19 protein-coding genes are annotated in these 21,150 nt (G+C 49.2%); 14 read left to right on the top strand and 5 right to left on the bottom strand.

The genetic code is table 11. The features are described 5' to 3' along the window. Positions 1-48: 48 nt before the first annotated feature. The 5 genes from L6466_RS07440 to L6466_RS07420 are packed head-to-tail and all read left to right on the top strand — an operon-like array spanning position 49 to position 7,442. Positions 49-2,544 carry an FtsK/SpoIIIE family DNA translocase gene (locus tag L6466_RS07440; protein ID WP_237803310.1) on the top strand — a complete coding sequence of 832 codons (2,496 nt, stop codon included), beginning with the start codon at positions 49-51 and terminating at the stop codon, positions 2,542-2,544. A gap of 22 nt (positions 2,545-2,566) precedes the next feature. After that, positions 2,567-3,175, top strand: coding sequence for an outer membrane lipoprotein periplasmic chaperone LolA1 (gene lolA1, locus L6466_RS07435; RefSeq protein WP_237803312.1), 609 nt, complete (start codon positions 2,567-2,569; stop codon positions 3,173-3,175). 1 nt (position 3,176) lies between these two features. Further along, a complete protein-coding gene (locus L6466_RS07430) occupies positions 3,177-4,661 on the top strand; it encodes a DUF5687 family protein (RefSeq protein ID WP_237803313.1) in 1,485 nt (494 codons plus the stop codon). 32 nt (positions 4,662-4,693) lie between these two features. Continuing rightward, positions 4,694-5,131, top strand: a complete 438-nt coding sequence (locus L6466_RS07425) for a T9SS type A sorting domain-containing protein (protein ID WP_237803314.1) — start codon at positions 4,694-4,696, stop codon at positions 5,129-5,131. Positions 5,132-5,147: 16 nt separating this feature from the next. Next, positions 5,148-7,442 (top strand): pectate lyase family protein, encoded by a 2,295-nt coding sequence (locus tag L6466_RS07420; RefSeq protein ID WP_237803315.1) that lies wholly within the window; start codon positions 5,148-5,150, stop codon positions 7,440-7,442. An 88-nt stretch (positions 7,443-7,530) separates the two neighbouring features. Here the strand turns inward: L6466_RS07420 and L6466_RS07415 are convergent, their stop codons facing one another. From L6466_RS07415 to uvrB, 4 genes are all read right to left on the bottom strand, one after another. Beyond that, complete coding sequence (locus L6466_RS07415) at positions 7,531-8,544, bottom strand: GGGtGRT protein (RefSeq protein WP_091818544.1); 1,014 nt, start codon at positions 8,542-8,544, stop codon at positions 7,531-7,533. 14 nt (positions 8,545-8,558) lie between these two features. Continuing rightward, positions 8,559-9,260: an iron-sulfur cluster assembly scaffold protein gene (locus L6466_RS07410; RefSeq protein ID WP_027450376.1), complete on the bottom strand. Its 702-nt coding sequence runs from the start codon at positions 9,258-9,260 to the stop codon at positions 8,559-8,561. A 159-nt stretch (positions 9,261-9,419) separates the two neighbouring features. Continuing rightward, positions 9,420-11,474: a molecular chaperone HtpG gene (htpG, locus tag L6466_RS07405; protein WP_091818543.1), complete on the bottom strand. Its 2,055-nt coding sequence runs from the start codon at positions 11,472-11,474 to the stop codon at positions 9,420-9,422. Between the two features lie 81 nt (positions 11,475-11,555). Beyond that, the gene (gene uvrB / locus L6466_RS07400; RefSeq protein WP_091818542.1) at positions 11,556-13,574 is read right to left on the bottom strand and encodes an excinuclease ABC subunit UvrB; all 2,019 of its coding nucleotides are present in this window, start codon (positions 13,572-13,574) and stop codon (positions 11,556-11,558) included. Between the two features lie 119 nt (positions 13,575-13,693). Between uvrB and L6466_RS07395 the strand changes: the two genes are divergently transcribed. The 9 genes from L6466_RS07395 to L6466_RS07355 all read left to right on the top strand — a co-directional run bounded on the left by L6466_RS07395 (position 13,694) and on the right by L6466_RS07355 (position 20,363). Next, entirely contained in the window at positions 13,694-14,521 is an 828-nt protein-coding gene (locus L6466_RS07395; protein WP_091818541.1) for an outer membrane protein assembly factor BamD, read from the top strand. A gap of 15 nt (positions 14,522-14,536) precedes the next feature. Further along, a complete protein-coding gene (locus L6466_RS07390) occupies positions 14,537-14,875 on the top strand; it encodes a DNA-directed RNA polymerase subunit omega (RefSeq protein ID WP_091818540.1) in 339 nt (112 codons plus the stop codon). After that, entirely contained in the window at positions 14,872-15,213 is a 342-nt protein-coding gene (locus tag L6466_RS07385) for a DUF4293 domain-containing protein (RefSeq protein WP_237803316.1), read from the top strand. Before L6466_RS07390 ends, L6466_RS07385 begins: the two co-directional genes overlap by 4 nt. A 72-nt stretch (positions 15,214-15,285) precedes the next feature. Next, entirely contained in the window at positions 15,286-15,882 is a 597-nt protein-coding gene (gene yihA, locus L6466_RS07380) for a ribosome biogenesis GTP-binding protein YihA/YsxC (RefSeq protein WP_091818538.1), read from the top strand. 3 nt (positions 15,883-15,885) lie between these two features. Then, positions 15,886-17,667, top strand: a complete 1,782-nt coding sequence (locus L6466_RS07375) for an ABC-F family ATP-binding cassette domain-containing protein (protein ID WP_237803317.1) — start codon at positions 15,886-15,888, stop codon at positions 17,665-17,667. Continuing rightward, positions 17,667-18,278, top strand: coding sequence for a recombination mediator RecR (gene recR, locus L6466_RS07370; RefSeq protein WP_091854717.1), 612 nt, complete (start codon positions 17,667-17,669; stop codon positions 18,276-18,278). Before L6466_RS07375 ends, recR begins: the two co-directional genes overlap by 1 nt. A gap of 11 nt (positions 18,279-18,289) precedes the next feature. After that, on the top strand, positions 18,290-18,757 hold the full coding sequence (locus tag L6466_RS07365; RefSeq protein WP_237792747.1) for a hypothetical protein: 468 nt from the start codon (positions 18,290-18,292) through the stop codon (positions 18,755-18,757). Further along, positions 18,754-19,854 (top strand): glycosyltransferase family 2 protein, encoded by a 1,101-nt coding sequence (locus L6466_RS07360; protein ID WP_091818535.1) that lies wholly within the window; start codon positions 18,754-18,756, stop codon positions 19,852-19,854. The genes L6466_RS07365 and L6466_RS07360 overlap by 4 nt, the downstream gene beginning before the upstream one ends. Next, positions 19,851-20,363, top strand: a complete 513-nt coding sequence (locus L6466_RS07355; RefSeq protein ID WP_091854695.1) for a GNAT family N-acetyltransferase — start codon at positions 19,851-19,853, stop codon at positions 20,361-20,363. The genes L6466_RS07360 and L6466_RS07355 overlap by 4 nt, the downstream gene beginning before the upstream one ends. On the opposite strand, the gene L6466_RS07350 is transcribed toward L6466_RS07355, so the two are convergent. Then, complete coding sequence (locus L6466_RS07350; protein ID WP_091854697.1) at positions 20,358-21,080, bottom strand: TrmH family RNA methyltransferase; 723 nt, start codon at positions 21,078-21,080, stop codon at positions 20,358-20,360. The genes L6466_RS07355 and L6466_RS07350 overlap by 6 nt on opposite strands. Positions 21,081-21,150 lie beyond the last annotated feature (70 nt).

Raw genomic sequence — 21,150 nt, 5'->3', positions numbered from 1 at the left:
CATATTTATTTTCTACCTTTGCAAAAGAATTAACGAATAATAAAGAAAATGTCACGGAATACAGACAAGAAAAAGACTAAAAGAAGTCAGAATAAAGCTAATACTACAACCTTGGGTGAAGCAACGGGCTTTTCAAAAATCTTGGATTTTACAAGGAGTGAGAAAGTACATTTCTTTCTCGGCATCATATTATTGGCCATCTCCATCTGTATGGCTTGGTCGTTTGTATCCTTTTTTACTACAGGAGCTTATGATCAGAGTATCATAGAGAACTTGCGTTCTGGTGATATGGAGAACCAGAACGAACTCTTCAAGAATGCCATCGGTAGCTTAGGTGCATGGATGTCGTATTACTTCATGAACAGATGTTTCGGCCTGGCTGCCTTCGGTATTCCCTTGTTCCTGGTGATGCTTTCACTTGCCCTGATGCGCGCCTACAGAGTGTCTTTGCTGAAATGGTTTTTCTGCATTGCCCTGCTGACGGTTTGGTCGTCGGTGGCTCTTGCCATGTTTGTAAATCCCATCGTCAACGAGTCGCATTTCTGTCTGGGTGGCGAACACGGCTTGTATATCGGTGATTTCATTTCGCGCTATGTTGGTTTGCCTGGATTGGTTGCCATCCTTGCCTTGGTGGCTTTGTGTTTCCTGGGCTATGTGAGCAATCAGACCATTATCTGGATTCGCAAGATTCTGAATCCCACGAAATTCCTGGAGAGGGTGAAGTTTACTGTGACGAATACCGCGAAGGAAGAAGACGGGGAACAGCCCAGTTCTTACGAGAACCTGATTCAGACAGAGGAAGACCCCGAGGTGTTTGACGACCCCACGACAGAAGAGATTGTGTTTGACCATCAGGAGCCTGCCTATAATGAAAAGCCTGTGGTCATCGATGATTCAGACGTCAAGGAGCCTGCCGGCAATAGCAAGGGTCAGGATGATACCGATATGGATATTGTAGTGGCTGAGGATGTAGAGAAAGCCGACGGACAGAACGTGAACGAGACGGCATTTGAGAATATGGAGCCCTATGACCCCAAGCGCGACCTGGAGAATTATCATTATCCAACGCTCGACCTCCTGCAGACTTATGAAAGCGACGGAAAGCCTTATATCGATATGGATGAGCAGAATGCCAACAAGAACCGCATCATTGAGGTGCTGCGTAATTTCGGCATTGAGATTTCGTCTATCCGTGCTACCGTAGGTCCTACCATTACGTTGTACGAGATTACCCCTGCCCAGGGTGTGCGTATCGCTAAGATCCGTAACCTGGAGGATGATATCGCCTTGAGTCTGAAGGCTCTGGGTATCCGTATTATCGCACCTATCCCTGGCAAAGGTACTATCGGTATTGAGGTGCCCAATGCGAAAGCCAATATCGTGTCAATGGAATCCATCCTGAACTCCAAGAAATTCCAGGAGACCACGATGGAGTTGCCCTGTGCCATGGGTAAGACCATCACCAATGAGGTGTTTATGTTCGACCTGGCGAAGGCGCCTCACCTCCTGGTGGCAGGTGCTACTGGTCAGGGTAAGTCAGTAGGTCTGAACGCCATCCTCACCTCTTTATTATATAAGAAGCATCCGGCAGAGATGAAAATTGTGCTGGTGGACCCCAAGATGGTGGAGTTCTCTATCTATGCAAAAATAGCCAACCACTTTTTGGCAAAAGTCCCCGATGACAATGCATCGCCCATCATTACAGATACGTCAAAGGTAATCCGCACGCTGCAGAGCCTCTGTGTAGAGATGGATGCCCGCTACGAGTTGCTGATGGCAGCAGGCGAGAGAAATATCAAGGACTACAACAAGAAGTTCATTGCCCGTAAGCTGAATCCTGAGAAGGGACATAAGTATATGCCGTATATCGTCGTGGTCATCGATGAGTTTGGTGACTTGATCATGACTGCCGGTAAGGAGATTGAGTTGCCTATCGCCCGTATCGCCCAGAAGGCACGTGCCGTAGGTATCCACATGATTATTGCTACCCAGCGTCCTACGACGAATATCATTACGGGTACTATCAAGGCCAACTTCCCTGCACGTATTGCCTTTAAGGTGAGTCAGGGTATCGACTCTAAGACCATCCTCGACCGTATGGGTGCCCAGCAGTTGATTGGCCGAGGTGATATGTTGTATCTGCAGGGCAACGATCCAGTGCGTGTGCAATGTGCGTTTGTTGACACCCCTGAGGTAGATAATATCAACCAGTTTATTGCTCAGCAGCAGGGCTATCTGGAGCCTTATGAGTTGCCAGAGCCTCCCGTTAGCGAGAGTGATGGTATGTCATCAGGCAGCAATGATGCCGACCTGAGTCATCTGGATCCGATGTTTGATGATGCCGCCCGTCTGATTGTTCACGAACAGAGCGGTTCTACCAGTCTGATTCAACGTAAGTTCGCCATTGGCTATAACCGTGCCGGCCGATTGATGGACCAGTTGGAGAAAGCCGGTATCGTAGGTGCTGCTCATGGTTCCAAGCCGCGTGAGGTATTGATTCAGGATGATATGAGCCTCGAGAATCTATTGAGTTCTTTAAGATAAATAACTAAAAATTGTTCAGGATATGAAAAAGTATATATTAGCATTATCAATAGTATTCAGTCTTTTTACAGTTAGTAGCGTACAGGCACAGAGCGCCAAGGAGGTGCTTGATAAATGTGCGGCAAAGGTGAGTGCACGCGAGGGCGTGAAAGCTGATTTCTCCATGACAAGTGCCCAATATGGCGATGCCAGCGGAAAGATTGCCGTTAAGGGAAAGATGTTTCATGCCACCACACCAGTCGCAACGATGTGGTTTGACGGAAAGACACTCTGGACCTATATGTCAAAGACTGAAGAGGTCAATGTGGCAAATCCCTCAGAGTCGCAGCTTCAGGTGCTCAATCCCTATAACTTCGTGAATATGTATAAGAAGGGATTCAAGTACACCATGACCCAGACGGATAAGTCGTACAAGGTGCATCTCACGGCTAAGGATCAGAGCCGTCGTGTCAGGGAGATGTTTATTACCGTAGACAAGAAGACGTATCATCCTACAGAGGTGAAACTGTTGCAGAAGCAGAAGTGGACCACTTTTGTGATTAGTAATCTGGTGACTTCAAAACTGCCTGATTCCGAGTTCCGTTTCAATTCCAAGGATTTCCCCTCTGCCGAGGTCATTGACCTGAGATAATATGAATCGCCTACGCCTTCTCCTGCTGCTGCGTAAGCAGAATAGTCTTGCCCTGCGTCGTAATCCGGCCTTCGACCAGAATGTTGTTGCCAAGGTCATGATGTATCTTGGCGCAGGTATGATGACTATCTACCTGATATTCCTGGGCACTATGTTGGCCATGCCGGCCAGCGAGGCACGTATGTTCACGATGGTCCTGGCCATGTCGCCCCTGTGGCTGGCTATCGATTTCGGTTCGCGTTTTGCCGTTCAGCAGACGCCTGCCATGATGGTGAAGCCCTACCTGCTGCAACCCATGCCGTTTCACTCTGTGATTGAGACATTCCTGGTGAACACGCTTCTGGCTGGCTACAACTGGGTGTGGCTGGCGCTCTATCTGCCATACGCTTTCATCGTGCTTTGTGGCGGTGCCTCATTTGCTACAGCTCTGTTGATTATTCTTTGTGGCATCTTATTGACACTTGCCAATAGTCAGTTCTATCTCATCGTACGCACGTTGACAGCCCGTTCTATCCTGTGGTGGGTGCTGCCTGTCCTGGTATATGGCGGTTTCTGGTTGCCGATTGCTATCAATGAGAAGTGGATGGACAAACAGATAGATTTCCTCTGCGATTTCACTTCAACCTGGTATTTCTTCCTCTTCTGTGCCGTACTGCTCTCGGGTCTGTTCATGCTCAACCGTTGGATGCAGTTCCGTTATGTGCGTGAAGAGATTATGAAGTTGGACAAGAAGGAGGCTGCCATGAAGAAGGTCTATCAGTACACCTTCCTGGAGCGCTTCGGACAGACCGGTGAGTATCTGAAACTGGAACTCAAGTCTATCTTCCGTAATAAGGCTATCCGTTCACGTGTCATCATGAGTCTGGCGCTGATTATCGTCCTGACATTACTCATCTCTTATACATCTATCTATGATGGCAAGATGATGCTCAACTTCTGGTGCTTCTATTGCTTTGGCCTCTATGGTATGACCACGTTGGTGAAAATCATGGGACCGGAGGGTAACTATATCGACCTTCTGATGACCCATAAAGAGAATATACTCTCCCTGCTCAAGGCAAAGTATTATTTCCATGTGGCTATCCTCATAGTGCCAATGCTGCTGATGTTACCGGCAGTCGTCGCAGGCAAATTCTCGATGCTGATGATGGTGGCCTATCTGTTGCTGTCCAGCGGATTACTTTATTTCACGTTGTTTCAGTTGGCTGTATACAACAAGCAGACGATTCCCCTGAACCAGAAAATCACGGGAAAGAATAATATAGAGAATGGTGTACAGATGATTATCCAGATGTTTGCCATGTTCTCACCCCTGGTGCTGGTGGCTGTTCTGGTGCTGCTGTTCAATGAGACCACGGCCTACTTGGTGCTGGGAACCGTAGGACTGATACTGACCCTGGCTCATCCGTTATGGCTCCGTCATATCTATATCCGTTTGATGAAACGGAAATATGAGAATATGGAAGGTTTCCATGCCTCCCGATAAATAGACTCCAATAACTAACTGAATAAAAACAAATGAAAAAACTAAAACTATTTACTATGGCTTGTCTGCTGTCTGTTGCCTTCACGGCACAGGCCGGGAATGTGCAGACGTTGGTGATTAATGGTGAGAAGGTGGAGAAGGTGGTTGCCCGTATCACCTTCGAGGGCGATAATGTCGTTCTGACGTTTAGCGACCAGACCGCACAAACGGCTGATATGGAAAACGTCATACTATCGTTCACGCCTGAAGACCTTACTGCTATCGGCACTATCAGGAATGCCGTCAACAAGACATTCTCTATCGAGGGACTTGAACCTGGAACAGAGATCCTCATCTATAATGCTGATGGCAAACAGGTGCTCACAACGCATGCTTCCGAGGATTTGACCATTCTCAAGATGACATCCCTGAAGAAGGGTGTCTATCTGATGAAAGCCGGCAAGCAGGTCGTGAAATTCATCAAGCGCTAACCTAACAAGTATCAAGATGAAAAAATTCCTTCTTTCTGTATGTGCTCTTCTCTCAATGGTAGGAGCACAGGCCCAGGATGTTGTCACGCATGCCGTGGCACGGGATTTCAATGTGAATCAGGCGCAGATTATTCAGACATCGGGCGACAAGAAATACTATAATACGACGGATGTGTCGGCTATAGACCTGGATCAGGCTACAGGATGCATCACCGTGAATTTGGGGACAGGGACAGATGTCTTCAATGGTTCCGTGTCGGGTATCGTCTTTACCAAGAAACTCTCGAATGCGCAAGGTGTTCAGATTGTCGATGCACAAGGATGGCTGGAATCGGCTTTCGTGAAATTTGCCGATTATGCCGGCGCCACTACTTATCATGTCTATGTGAAGGGAGGAAAGTATGCTGATTTTACCCGTATTGATGACCAGCTAATCCGTAGTTACGGCACCTATAACCGTGCTGATGCCATGGGCCTGAAAGCTGGTGAGTATGCCTTGAAGGTGGTACCTGTTATTGATGATACGGAGGTAGAGGCTGGTGCTAATGTGGTTTCCGGACTTGTGGTCAGGAATTACAACCGTGATGGTTATGCGCATCATCAGGCAACGGCAGGTATCGGTGCCTACAATAATGATGGTACGCTGAAGTCTGATGCACGTGTGCTCTATGTCAGTAAGGCGAATGCCAAGACGGTAACCCTCGAGATGCAGGTCGGAAGTAATAAATATGAGACGCGTACCGGTATCCAGAGTATCATCCAGGCTTATGAAAAAGGTGTTGAGACGCGTCCGTTGGCCATCCGTATCATCGGTTTGCTGAAGATGGACGATATGCCTACGCTGGGTAGCAGCAGTATCGGTTTGCAGGTGAAAGGCAAAGGACAGAATATGAACCTCACTATTGAGGGCGTCGGTTCCGATGCTACTTTTCACGGCTTCGGTGTCCTGGTACGTGCCTGCAGATATGTGGAACTGCGAAATCTCGGCGTGATGATGCATGAAGAGGATGGCATCAGTTTTGATACGGATAATGAACATGTATGGGGACACAACCTTGACATTTTCTATGGCAGGAATCATGGTGGCGACAAGGCTAAGGGCGATGGCTCTTTCGATGTAAAGGGTACGTTCTATTGCACGGTTAGCGACAACCATTTCTGGGACAGCGGTAAGTGTAACCTCAACTCGAATGGTGATGAGGTGGATTACGTGACCTATCGCCATAACTGGTACGACCACTCCGACTCTCGTCATCCGCGTGTACGTAAGTCGAAACATCTGCATGTGTACAACAACTATTTCGATGGTAATGCGAAGTATGGCGTTGGTGCAACCACCGGCTCATGTATCTTTGTGGAGAAGAATTACTTCCGCAACTGCAAATATCCCATGCTGATTTCCAAACAGGGGTCTGACATCCATAATGGCGTTGGTTCGGCTGCTGATACGAAAGGCACATTCTCCAGTGAAGACGGTGGTATCATCAAGGCCTACGATAATTTTATGACCGGTCAGAAGAGTTTCGAGCCTTATGTGTCTGGGCATACAACTTACAGTAAGCATTTTGATGCCTATGTAGTGGAGAACCGTGGTGACCAGGTGCCTGCGGAAGTCGTTACCCTTCAGGGAGGTACGGGCTATAATAACTTTGATACCGATGCTGATTTCTATACCTACACGCCTACAGACACTCAGGATGTGCCTGCTGTTGTTACTGGTTGGTATGGTGCAGGCCGCTGTGAACATGGTGACTTCCAGTATACCTTTAATAATGCGACGGAGGATGCGAACTACGATGTCATCCTTGACCTCTCGAATAAACTCGAAGCCTATAGCAGTTCGTTGGTGAAAATTTATGGTGACATGGGTGCTGTTACGGCCGACCCTGACCCCACACCCGATCCGACGCCCGATCCGGAACCTCAGGAAGGTAACATCATCTGTACTTTTGACGGGTCGCCTTCAAATTCGATGTTCACCGTCAGTTCTACCACCGCTTATGGCGATGGTAAGATAACCTATGACGGTACTTATCTGAAGAAAGGTGTTAAACTCGACAGTAAGGGCGCCATCTGCTTCACCCCTCAGAAGGATTACAACATGATTCTTGTCCTGGCTACGGCAAAGTCAGGACGTGACGTCAAACTCAACGACGTGAAGACCACCGTTAGTGGTACCGAGAATACTGCTGGTGCCTACTATGAGTTACAGCCCATCGCCCTGACATCTGGTACAACCTACACGATACTCAAGGGTAGTGCCGAGTCACTCGTGATGATGATTAAACTGGTGGAAGTTAATCATCAATAAGATTATCTGTAGGATAACGACGTATATAAATGAAAGACGGACGTGAAAACTATCACGTCCGTCTTTTTATATACAAGTAATGTAGGAATTACTTCTTGTTCAGGGCGAGGTCAATCTCTACTGCGATAGAAACGGTAGCACCTACCATGGGGTTGTTACCAATACCCAGGAAGCCCATCATCTCTACGTGTGCAGGAACAGAAGAAGAACCTGCAAACTGAGCGTCTGAGTGCATACGACCCATAGTATCGGTCATACCGTATGAAGCAGGACCTGCAGCCATGTTATCGGGGTGCAGAGTACGACCGGTACCACCACCTGAAGCTACTGAGAAGTAGGGCTTGCCAGCGAGCACGCGCTCCTTCTTGTAGGTACCAGCAACGGGGTGCTGGAAACGAGTGGGGTTGGTAGAGTTACCCGTAATTGATACGTCAACGTTCTCCTTCCACAGGATAGCAACACCCTCACGAACGTCGTCAGCACCGTAGCACTTTACCTTAGCGCGGGGACCGTCAGAATAAGGAACTTCCTTAACGACCTTCACCTCACCAGTGTAGTAGTCGAACTGAGTCTGTACGTATGTGAAACCGTTGATACGGCTGATGATCATAGCAGCGTCCTTACCAAGACCGTTCAGGATAACGCGGAGGGGCTTTTTACGCACCTTGTTAGCCTTCTCGGCAATCTTGATAGCACCCTCGGCAGCAGCGAATGACTCGTGACCAGCCAGGAATGCGAAGCACTCGGTCTCCTCGCGGAGCAGACGGGCAGCCAGGTTACCGTGACCCAGACCAACCTTACGGTCGTCAGCAACAGAACCGGGGATACAGAAGCTCTGCAGACCGATACCGATAGCCTCAGCAGCCTCGGCAGCGCTCTTTACGCCCTTCTTGATAGCGATGGCAGCACCGCAAACATATGCCCATTTAGCGTTCTCGAAGCAGATACGCTGGGTCTCTTCACACATCTGATAGGGATCAACGCCAGCCTTCTCGCAAATCTCGTTAGCCTCTTCAATGCTATTGATGCCGTTCTCCTTCAGAGCAGCCAGCACCTGGTTGATGCGACGCTCGTAGCTCTCGAATGATACTTTTCTAATCATAATTTCTGTCCTCCTTACTCTTTACGTGGGTCAATAGCCTTAACAATTCCCTGCTCAGCAGTTGTACGACCATAAGAACCTGTGAACTTCTTCACAGCCTCGTTGGCGTCCATGCCGTCCTTGATAGCTTCCATCATCTTGCCCAGGTGTACGTACTCGTAACCGCAAACCTGATTGTCCTTATCCAGGAACTGCTTGGTGATGTAACCCTCGGTGAGCTCCAGATAACGGGTACCCTTGGCAACGGTGCCATAGAGTGTACCAGTCTGTGAGCGCAGACCCTTACCCAGGTCTTCCAAACCAGCACCGATAACCAGACCGCCCTCAGAGAAAGCACTCTGTGTACGTCCGTAAACGATCTGCAGGAACAGCTCGCGCATAGCGGTGTTGATAGCGTCACAAACGAGGTCGGTGTTCAGAGCCTCGAGAATGGTCTTACCAGGCAGAATCTCAGAAGCCATAGCTGCAGAGTGAGTCATACCCGTGCAACCAATAGTCTCAACGAGAGCCTCCTGAATAACGCCGTCCTTTACGTTCAGGCTCAGTTTGCAGGCACCCTGCTGAGGAGCGCACCAGCCAATACCATGGGTATAGCCCGAAATGTCCTTGATCTCTTTGGCCTGAATCCACTTGCCCTCTTCGGGGATGGGAGCAGGACCGTGGTTGGGGCCTTTGGCCACAACGCACATGTTTTCAACTTCCTTAGAATAAATCATTGTTACCTATTTTAAAATAGTGAAATTAATTTCGTGGCTGCAAAGTTACGAATTTTCAATGAGAATACCTAAAAATGAGTAGAAAAAAATTGTTATGTAAAACAGAAAAGGGGCGGATTTATATCCGTCCCCTTGTTATGAAGTGTAATTTTGTAATCTCTACTTGATAAGTTCAACGCTACGCTGCAGGAACTTATCGAGTGCTTCGCCCTTAAGCATACCGTTCTGGAGCAGGGCCAGGTCGATGAGCTGATGGATGACGTCGTTCTTCTCAGCAAAGCCGCGAAGCACGCCTTCCTTCTTCTCTTTCTGTTCGTCGATAGCCTTCTGGGTATTGGCCTTGTCGTCCTTGATTTCCTGTGAGATTTCCTCAGGCTTCTTACCCTCTGTCTGCTGGTTCAGCGCAGCCAGACGAGCCTCCTGTCCCTTGATTTCACCCTCGATGGGCTTGAGCTCTTCACCCAGTTGGGCCTGAGCATCGCCAAGTACACGCTTAATCAGGGCGTGATCACTATTCAGCACGATGTTGAATGTGTCGGGCATCTGTCCGTAGAAGCCCATGCCACTCTGATAACGGCTCATCTCCTTCATACGGCGCATCCACTCGTTTTGTGTGATGACAACAGGACGCTGTTCGCTGCCCAGGGCGTTCACCTCAACGATAAACTCAGCCTTGTCGAGTTTAGGCATCTGAGTCTGGAACATGGCTGACAGATTGTCACGCTCTGTGTCACTCAGGTCTGTCTTGGGCTTGTCTTCCTTCTGGATGAGGTGATCTACGGTGTCAGAGTCTACACGTGTGAAATGGCTCTTCTCGAACTTCTGCTCCAGGGTCTGGATACAGGGTACGTCAAGCTGTCCGTCGAAGAGCAGCACAGAGTAGCCCTTGTCCTGGGCAGCCTTGATATAAGAGTACTGGTCGTCCTTGTTTGTAGCATAGAGGTAAACCAGATTGCCGTCCTTATCCTTCTGGGCAGCCTCGATGAGCGTCTTGTACTCGTCGAATGTGAAGTATTTGCCCTCTGTATCCTTGAAGAGTGAGAAGTCCTTGGCACGGTCATAGAAATTCTCCTCGGTCAGGATACCGTAGTTGATGAAGAGCTTCAGGTCGTCCCATTTCTCCTCATAGGCCTTGCGGTCCTCATTGAAGATAGCCTTCAGTCGGTCAGATACCTTCTTGGTGATATAGGTAGAGATCTTCTTGACCTCACGGTCGCTCTGGAGGTAAGAACGAGACACGTTCAGAGGAATGTCGGGTGAGTCGATAACACCATGAAGTAGGGTCAGGAACTCAGGTACGATACCCTCTACCTGATCGGTCACGAACACTTGGTTGCAGTAGAGCTGAATCTTGTTCTTCTGCAGTTCCAGCGAGTTCTTGATGCGTGGGAAGTAAAGAATACCCGTAAGGTTAAATGGATAGTCCACGTTCAGGTGAATCCAGAACAGAGGTTCATCGTGCATGGGGTAGAGGGTACGGTAGAACGACTTGTAGTCCTCATCCTTCAGCGTAGAGGGAGTCTTCGTCCACAGCGGCTCCACATTATTAATAATGTTATCCTCGGCTGTCTCTACCTGTTTGCCGTCTTTCCACTCAGTCTTCTTACCAAAAGCCACGGGAACGGGCAGGAACTTGCAATACTTGTTCAGCAGTCCCTCAAGCTTGAACTTATCGAGGAATTCCTTGGAGTCATCATCGACATAGAGGATGATGTCGGAACCGTGAGCCTCGCGCTCAGCATCATCAATCTCATAGGCTGGCGAACCGTCGCAGCTCCATTTCACGGCCTTTGAACCCTCTTTCCATGACTTGGTGATAATCTCCACCTTCTTGGAAACCATGAATGAAGAGTAGAAACCCAGACCGAAGTGACCAATGATATTGTTGGCATTATCCTTATATTTCTCAAGGAAATCGGTTACGCCTGAGAAGGCTATCTGATTGATATACTTGTCAATCTCCTCCTCGGTCATGCCGATACCGTGGTCGCTGATGGTGATGGTACCTTTTTCGGTATCCAGGCTGACGCGTACGGTCAGGTCATCCAGTTCACCAGTATATTCACCCTTCTCTTTGAGAGTCTTTAATTTCTGTGTGGCATCCACAGCGTTAGACACCATCTCACGAAGGAAAATCTCCTGATCGCTATAGAGAAACTTTTTGATGACGGGGAAAATGTTCTCGGTCGTAACCCCGATATTGCCTTTTTGCATATCTTTAATATTTAGAATTGTCCGATATGCCTAAAAGCAAAATCCGTGCCAAGATACAACCAAGACACGGATTTCCTTGCGTTATTTCAGTTCTATTTCCTTCTGCAGACGGATAATCTCGTCGCGATACTGGGCCGCTTGCAGGAAGTCCAACTGCTTGGCAGCCTCCTTCATGCGTTTGGTTGTCTCGGCAATGAGCTTCTCTATCTGCGGACGTGTCATCCGTTCTACGATAGGGTCTGCAGCCATGCTGGCAGGCTGGCTTGTCGTGGCAGTCAGCTTGAGTTCCTTGATATCCGGACGGTCGTCGCGCGACAGCGAACTCTTCAAGGACTTCTGCACCTGTTTTGGCGTGATATGATGTTCCTCGTTATAGCGCAACTGTTTCATACGGCGACGGTTGGTCTCGTCGATCGTTTCCTGCATGGAGCGCGTGATGGTATCGGCATACATAATCACCCTGCCATTGATGTTTCGGGCTGCACGGCCGGCCGTCTGAACCAACGAACGGCGACTGCGAAGGAATCCTTCCTTGTCGGCATCGAGAATTGCCACCAACGACACCTCAGGCAGGTCCAGTCCTTCACGCAGCAGGTTGACACCCACCAGCACATCATATTCTCCCTGACGCAGTTTTTCCAGAATCTGCACACGGTCCAGTGTGGCCACATCACTATGGATATAGGCTGTGTTCACGCCGTGGTTCAACAGGAATTCCGACAGTTCCTCCGCCATGCGTTTTGTCAGCGTTGTTACCAGCACACGTTCCTGACGCTCTATACGGATGCGGATCTCCTCCAGCAAGTCGTCAATCTGATGCTCGCTGGGACGCACCTCAATCTCAGGGTCAAGAAGACCGGTAGGACGGATCACCTGTTCTACGACAACGCCTTCCGACTCTTCCAGCTCAAAGTCAGCAGGCGTAGCACTCACATATATCACCTGGTTGACCTCCTTCTGGAACTCGTCGAATGTCAGCGGACGGTTGTCGAACGCCGCAGGCAGACGGAAACCGTATTCCACCAGGTTCGTCTTGCGTGCACGGTCGCCACCATACATGGCACCTATCTGGGGTACAGACACATGGCTCTCGTCAATGAAGAGCAGGAAGTCATCAGGGAAGAAATCCAGCAGGCAATATGGACGCTCGCCAGGCTGACGCCCGTCAAAATAGCGTGAATAGTTCTCGATGCCGGAACAGTGTCCCAGTTCCTTGATCATCTCCATGTCATATTCCACGCGTTCCTTGATGCGCTGTGCCTTGATTCCGTCGCCCAGTTCCTCAAAGAAAGCCACCTGTTTGGTGAGGTCATCCTGAATATCATGTATGGCCTTGTTGGTTTGCTCCTGCGTAGTCATAAAGAGGTTGGCAGGGTATATCTTATACTCCGCATAGCGACCCATACGCAGCATGGTGACAGGTTCCAATTCCTCGATCGTGTCAATCTCGTCATCCCAGAAATTGATACGCAGGATCTTCTCGCTGTAGGCCATGTAGATATCTACGGTATCACCCTTCACACGGAAGTTTCCACGTTCCAGCGCCAGGTCGTTCCTGACGTAGAGAGACTGCACTAATTTTCTTAACAAAGCATTACGCTCGATGTTCTGCCCCTGGCGGATTTCTATCACGTTTTCTGACAAGGCATTAGGACTTCCCATGCCGTAGATGCATGAAACAGAAGATACAACGACCACATCTTTTCGTCCTGAAAGCAAACTGCTTACGGCCGAAAGGCGCAGGCGGTCTATCTCCTCGTTGATAGCCAGGTCCTTTTCGATATACGTATCACTGGATGGCAGGTAAGCCTCCGGTTGGTAGTAGTCATAATAGCTGACATAATACTCAACGGCGTTATCAGGGAAAAAGCCCCGCATCTCATCGTACAACTGGGCTGCAAGGGTCTTGTTGTGACTAAGAATCAGGGTAGGGCGGTTCACGTTGGCAATCACGTTTGCCATCGTAAATGTTTTTCCTGATCCGGTAACACCCAGCAATACCTGGGCCCGGTCACCGCGGTTTACACCGTCGGTCAGTTCTCGAATTGCCTCTGGCTGATCACCAGTAGGTTTGTATTTAGAAGTCAGTTTAAAGTCCATTTCAACCTGCAAAGTTACTAATATTCTGTGAAATGTGTATAATCTGCGGTTAAAAAATATGTAAACGCTTTGTATTTTGAGGGGAAATTTGTAATTTTGCAGTCCAAAATCTGTAATTAATGAAAATCAGAACCATCATATTGTGCTCCGTCGCAGCCATGATGACGGGATGCGCAGGCGAGTTTAACAGGGTTATCAAGAGTAGCGACTATGATTATCGTTACGAATATGCCAAGCAATGTTTTGCAGAAGGCAAGTTTGGCCGTGCAGAAATATTGCTGCAGGACCTGATAACTTTGAAGAAGGGTACTGACGAGGCAGAGGAAGCCCTCTATATGTTGGCCATGTCGCAGTATATGAACCACGACTTTGAGTCAGCTGCAGCCACGTTCAGGAAGTACTTCTCTTCTTACCCCAAGGGTTTTTATGCTGAGCAGGCTATGTTCTATGTAGGCCAGTCGCTTTATGAGAGCGCTCCGGAGCCCCGTCTGGACCAGACGCCTACCATTGGTGCCATCAACGCCTATCAGCAGTTCCTGGATTTCTATCCCAACTCCCAGTTGCGTGAACGTGCTCAGGACAGGCTCTTTGAGTTGCAGGACAAGCTGGTCATGAAAGAGCTCCTGTCTGCCCAGCTCTACTACAACCTGGGTGGCTATTTCGGAAATATCAACTCCAATAGCGAGAGCAATTACAGCTCAAGCATCATTGTCGCTCAGAATGCCCTGAAGACATACCCTTATTCCAATCACCGCGAGGAATTCTCGCTGCTGATTATGAAGAGTAAGTTCGAACTGGCCGAGAATTCCAGCGCAGACAGGAAACTGGAGCGCTATCAGGATGCTGAGGATGAATGCTATGGATTCCTGAATGAGTATCCTGAGTCCAAGGACAAGGCCTTGGCTGAGAAGTATATTGAGAAATGCAAGAAAATAACGAAAGATTAATTTTATAATACAAAGATGGATTACAAGAAATCAAAAGCACCGGTTAATACCGTGACTCGAAACATTATGGATCTCTGCGATGAGACTGGAAACATTTACGAAAGTGTAGCTATTATTGCTAAGCGCGCTAATCAGATTTCAGTTCAGATTAAGGAAGATCTCTCAAAGAAGTTGGCAGAGTTTGCCTCTTATAACGAATCTTTGGAGGAGGTTTTCGAGAATCGCGAGCAAATCGAGATATCACGTTACTACGAGAAACTGCCCAAGCCCTCTCTGCTTGCTACACAGGAGTTTATTGAAGGTAAGGTTTATTGGCGCGACCCCGCTAAGGAGTCACAGACTGCAGAGGCATGATCCAGCGTATCCAGACCGTATACCTCTTGCTGGCAGCAATCGCTTTAGTGGTGGGGTGTATCTTTGAGCCGATGGGCTATAATAAGGGTCTCACGGGAAGCATGGCTCTCCTTACTTTGCTTGTGGTGTTCATGTATAAGAACCGTACATACCAAGCAAATATCTGTTCTGTTCTTATGGGAATAGGTATCGTCTATTATGTAGCGTTGGCTGTGATGCAGCCATTACTTGAGTGGTTTGCCGCTATGCCGATGGTGGCAGTTCTCTTCCTGTTCCTTGCCAGAAAAGGAATCCTGAAAGACGAGAAGCTGGTAAAATCGCTCGATAGGATTAGATAATCAGAAATATTTTATTGAGGGGCGTCGAGCACAGGAAAATGGCGAGTCGCCCCTTCTTTTGTCCTCAACCGTATGGATATCAAGACCGCAGAATTCACACTTTCAGCCCCCAGGGTTTCCATGTGTCCTAACGACACAAAACCCGAGTATGCATTCATAGGCCGTTCAAATGTAGGAAAGTCGAGCCTGATCAATATGTTGTCGCGCAACAAGAAGTTGGCGAAGACATCATCCACTCCGGGTAAAACGCTCCTGATTAACCATTTCCTGATTAATCGCGAGTGGTATCTGGTAGACCTTCCCGGCTATGGCTATGCCAAGCGTTCCAAGACTGAAGTAGCCAAACTCGACCAGATGATCCGTGGCTATATCCTGGAGCGCGAGCAGCTGGTGAACGTGTTTGTCCTGGTAGATATCCGGTTGGAACCCCAGAAGATTGACTTGGAATTTATCAATTGGCTGGGATTGTCGTCTATTCCCTTTGCCATCATCTTCACGAAGGCCGATAAACTTTCAGAAGGAAAGGTGAAGGCCAGTGTTGACGCTTATGTCAGGAAGATGCTGGAGACATGGGAAGAGATGCCCCCATATTTCGTCACGTCATCAGAAAAAGCCCGTGGACGTGATGAGGTATTAGACTATATTGACCAAATCAATAAGTCCCTGTAATAGATGGCCAAGGAAATACCATACTTGGAAGTACAGAACCTGACGAAATCGTTTGGTTCGCTGGTCCTTTTTGAGAATATCAGCTTTTCTATTGCCGAACGTCAGCGCGTAGGACTGATTGCCAAGAACGGCACAGGTAAGTCTACGCTCTTGTCATTACTGTCGGGTAAGGACGGTTATGATACGGGTGACATCATCTACAAGCGTGATCTGAAGGTAGGATTCCTGGAACAGTCGCCTGTGTTCGACCCCGACGACTCCGTGCTGGATGCCTGTTTCAATCATCAGGGTGACGACGAGAAGGTGCTGAAGGCCAAGCAGATTCTGACCCAACTGAAGATTCGCGACTTGCATCAGCCCATGAGGCAGTTGAGTGGCGGACAGCAGAAGCGTGTGGCCCTGGCCAATGTGCTGATTACCGAACCCGACCTGCTGATTCTCGACGAGCCCACCAACCATCTGGACCTGGAGATGATTGAATGGCTGGAAGGATTCCTGAACCGTGGCAATAAGACGCTGCTGATGGTTACCCACGACCGTTATTTCCTGGACCGCGTATGTTCCGTGATTCTTGAGATCGACGACCGCACCATCTATACCTATCGTGGCAACTATTCCTATTATCTTGAGAAACGACAGGAGCGCATCGATAATCGCAGGGCAGAGATAGCACGCGCCAATAATCTGTATCGTACCGAACTGGACTGGATGCGCCGCCAGCCTCAGGCTCGTGGTCATAAGGCCAAATACCGAGAGGATGCTTTCTACGACCTGGAACGTCTGGCCAAGTCGCGTATCGAGGAACGTGCCATCCGCCTGAAAGCCTCCAACGTCTATATCGGTTCCAAGATTTTCGAATGCCAGTATATCTCGAAGGCCTTTGATGATACCATTATCATGAAGGACTTCTACTATAATTTCTCGCGCTTCGAGAAGATGGGTATCGTCGGCAATAACGGCACGGGAAAATCTACGTTCCTGAAGATGCTGTTAGGACAACAGCAGCCCGATGAAGGCCGCATCGTTATTGGCGAGACGGTACGCTTCGGCTATTTCTCACAGGAAGGCCTGAAATTTGACGAGCAGCAGAAAGTGATCGATGTGGTCCGTGATATTGCTGAAGAGGTTGACCTGGGAAGCGGACGCCGCCTGTCGGCCAGCCAGTTCCTGCAGCATTTCCTCTTCACCCCCGAACAGCAGCACAACTATGTCTATAAACTCTCGGGTGGTGAGAAACGCAAGCTCTACCTCTGTACGGTATTGATGCGAAACCCCAACTTCCTGGTACTCGACGAGCCTACCAACGACCTGGATATCGTGACCCTTCAGATCCTGGAGGAATACCTGCAGGATTTCCCCGGTTGTGTGATTGTGGTCAGTCACGACCGCTATTTCATGGACAAGGTCGTTGACCACCTGCTGGTCTTCAAGGGACAGGGCGAGATCAAGGACTTCCCCGGCAACTATACCCAGTATCGCGAGTGGCAGGCCCTCCAGCCTAAGGAATCCGCATTTGCCGCCCAGAAACCTGCCAAGGTGACCACCGATACAAGGAGCGAGCGCGAGACGAAGCGCAAGATGTCGTTCAAGGAAAAGCGTGAGTTCGAGCAGCTGGAGAAAGATATCGCCACCCTGGAGGACGAGAAGAAGCAGATTGAGGATGCCCTCAGTTCCGGCACCCTTTCTGTTGACGAGATAACGCAGATGAGCAAACGTCTGCCATTGTTGAATGACGAGTTGGACGAGAAGTCCATGCGCTGGTTAGAACTAAGTGAGTTAGCATGATACAACAATATCCTTCACGACTATTGGAGCGGGCAGTACAGGAGTTCTCCCAACTGCCGGGCATCGGACGCAAGACCGCCTTGCGACTGGTGCTCCACCTCTTGCGTCAGGATGCCGATGATGTGTTTCAGTTTACCGATGCCATCAGCCGGATGAAGGAAGAAGTGAAATTCTGCAAGGTCTGCCATAACATCAGCGACCAGGACGTCTGTCCTATCTGTTCCAACGACCGTCGTGACAGTTCTACTATCTGTGTGGTAGAGAATATCCAGGACGTGATGGCAGTAGAGAATACCCAACAGTTCACCGGCCTGTATCATGTCCTTGGCGGACTCATCTCGCCGATGGACGGCATTGGCCCCGCCGACCTGGAGATAGAGTCGCTGGTGTCGCGCGTTTCCGAGGGTCATGTGAAGGAAGTGATCCTGGCGTTGAGTTCCACCATGGAAGGCGACACCACCAATTTCTATATTTTCCGCAAGCTGGCCCCTTATGATGTGAAGATATCCATTATCGCCCGTGGTATTGCCGTGGGCAACGAGTTAGAATATACCGATGAGGTGACGTTAGGACGCTCTATCCTGAACCGGACCCCCTTCGATGGCAAATAAAACATATAGTGATGAAGAAGACACGAAATATACTGATGTTCGTCTATTGGCTGCAACTCCTGGCTGCTGCCATCATCTATGTCTGTGGCGACTATCTGGAGTTTGACATGGCAGTCCTCGCTTCCGACGAGGCCCGTCATACAGGCTATTATGTCCAGATGGTGATGATACTCCTGACACTCGGTCTCGTCCCCCTGGCTCTGCGCCTGTTTAAGTTCAGGAGCATCCATGCCTCCCTGCTGGCCCATCCGGCCAAGGCCCTGATGAAGTGGGGCGGTCTCCGCGTCCTGATCCTGGGTCTGCTTCTGTTTGCCAACACCTTATTATATTATGTATACGGTTTCGAACCCACCTACGGCTATCTGGCCGTGATGGTGATGCTGACCATGCCTTTCGTGCTCCCCACCATGGGACGTTGCAAGGCTGAGACAGAAGAACCTGCAGAGACAAAAGAAGAAACAGAACCAGAAGAAGCATGAAACTGTCAGTTATCATAGTCAACTATAACGTACGCTACTATCTTGAACAGTGTATCTACAGCGTGCAGCGTGCTGCCGAGGGCCTGGAGTACGAGATCTTCGTGGTTGACAATCACTCCAGTGATGATTCCATCAGATATCTCAAGAAGCGCTTCAAGGATAGTATCAACCTGATAGAATGCAGTCATAACCAGGGTTTTGCCAAGGCCAATAATATTGCTATCCGACAGTCGGAAGGTGAATATGTGCTTCTGTTGAATCCTGATACGATTGTTGGCGAGAAGTGTATCCGTGAGGTTCTGGATTTCATGGATGCCCATCCACAGGCGGGTGGGGCAGGTGTGAAGATGTACGATGGTGCCGGACATGTGGCCCGTGAGTCGCGCCGCGGTCTCCCCACACCCTTCGTCTCCTTCCTGAAGATGCTGGGCTTCACCCGACGCTATTACATGAGTCATCTGTCATGGGACGAACCGGGCCAGATTGAGGTGGTGAGTGGCGCTTTCATGATGCTGCGTCGTGAGGCACTCGATAAGATTGGTCTCCTGGACGAGGATTTCTTCATGTATGGCGAGGATATCGACCTGTCATACAGAATCCTGAAGGCAGGTTACGAGAACTGGTATGTGCCGGGCCGTATCGTTCATTACAAGGGCGAGTCTACGCAGAAGTCCAGCTTCCGTTATGTCCACGTTTTCTATCAGGCCATGCTGATTTTCTTCCGTAAGCACTATGGTCACCTCAGTCTGCTGGTCACACTGCCCATCAAGGTGGCTATCTATTTCCGTGCGCTGATAGCCCTGATACAGATGTTGTATATGCGCTTGCGTAAGTCGCTGGGTTTCTTCCCCAAACGCCGATACGACATTGTCTATATCTATAAAGGCAGCAAGAGGGTGCGGTCGCGCTTCAATGCTATCGTCAAGCGTAAGGGACTGACCACTGCAACAGGTGGAAATGGCTGTTTTGTTTATGATACGAGCACCATATCCTATGAGGATATCATATCCGATATGGCCGCGAATCCTGGTCATATCCTGGGCACATATACCAAGGAGAGCAACGTGATTATAACCCCGATGGAGATAGTAGGATGAAACAGGTTCAGCAGATATCACTCAGGGCGATGGAGCCTGAAGACCTGGATTTGCTCTATCGTATAGAGAACGACGAGTCTATGTGGGGCATGAGTCTCACCAACGTGCCATACTCCCGTTTTGTGTTGCACGAGTTCATGTCAGATACCACCGGCGATATCTATACCGACAAACAAGTCCGCCTGATTGTCGAGGATGACCGGCACCAGCCCATCGGACTGGCCGATATCATGAAGTTCGACCCCAAGAACCAGAAAGCAGAGATAGGCATCATTATCTGTAAGTCCTGTCGCTGTCAGGGTTATGCAAAAGCAGCTGTAGAGCGCCTGCATCAATATGCCCACGACACCCTTCATCTGCACCAGTTGTATGCCGTTGTTGCCGTGGAGAACGAAGCCTCTCTGCACCTGTTCCAGGGAATGGGCTATCGCCAGACAGGCAGCCTGAGTGACTGGCTTTTCGATGGAAAAACCTATCACGACGCCATCGTCCTGCAACGCCTGTTATAGGGGATAGCGACGCCTGAATTCCGAACAGGTGATAGCTGTGGCAATAGCCACATTAAGACTTTCCGGACCTTCGTGAAACTGTGGTATCAGCAGCTTGCGGTTAATCAGCTTCCGGATAGGTGCCGAGATGCCATTTCCCTCGTTGCCCATCACGATGATACCCTCCTTGCTCAGTTCCTGCGTGTAGATATCCTGTCCGTCGAGCAGCGTGCCGTAGACAGGTACCTGTGCTTTACTGATCAGTTCCTGTAAGTCTGTATAGATAATGTTCACGCGCGCAATACTGCCCATCGTAGCCTGTACCACCTTGGGACTCCATGCATCCGCCGTATTCTCCGAACAGTAGATGGTGTCAATACCAAACCAGTCGGCTATCCTGATGATCGTACCCAGGTTGCCCGGGTCTTGCACGTCGTCAAGGGCCAGTGACAGACTGGAAACCGATGGTACCGATTCTGTAGGGATGAAAAACAGCGCCAGAACCCTTTGTGGATGCTGCAGGAAACTCACCCGGCGCAGTTCCTCATCGCTGACCTCCTGGAAGGTCTGCCCCTGACTTTCCCATTCGCTTGTGGCAAATATGGTGTGAGCCTTGAATCCTGCACGCAGCAGGTCGCCAACCACCTTTGGTCCTTCTGCCACGAAGAGACCTTCCTTCTTGCGGTATTTCTTTTGCTCCAGTTGGCGCACAAATTTTATCTGGTTTTTGCTAATCATATTGCAAAATTACTAAATTTTTTTATAATACCGTCAGATTTTCTTATTTAATTAGTACCTTTGCATCTGA

The sequence above is a fragment of the Prevotella communis genome (genome assembly GCF_022024175.1).
Taxonomy (GTDB): Bacteria; Bacteroidota; Bacteroidia; order Bacteroidales; family Bacteroidaceae; genus Prevotella; species Prevotella communis.
The sequence above is the reverse complement of the archived record's forward strand: the minus strand, read 5'-3'. Positions and strand labels throughout refer to the sequence as shown.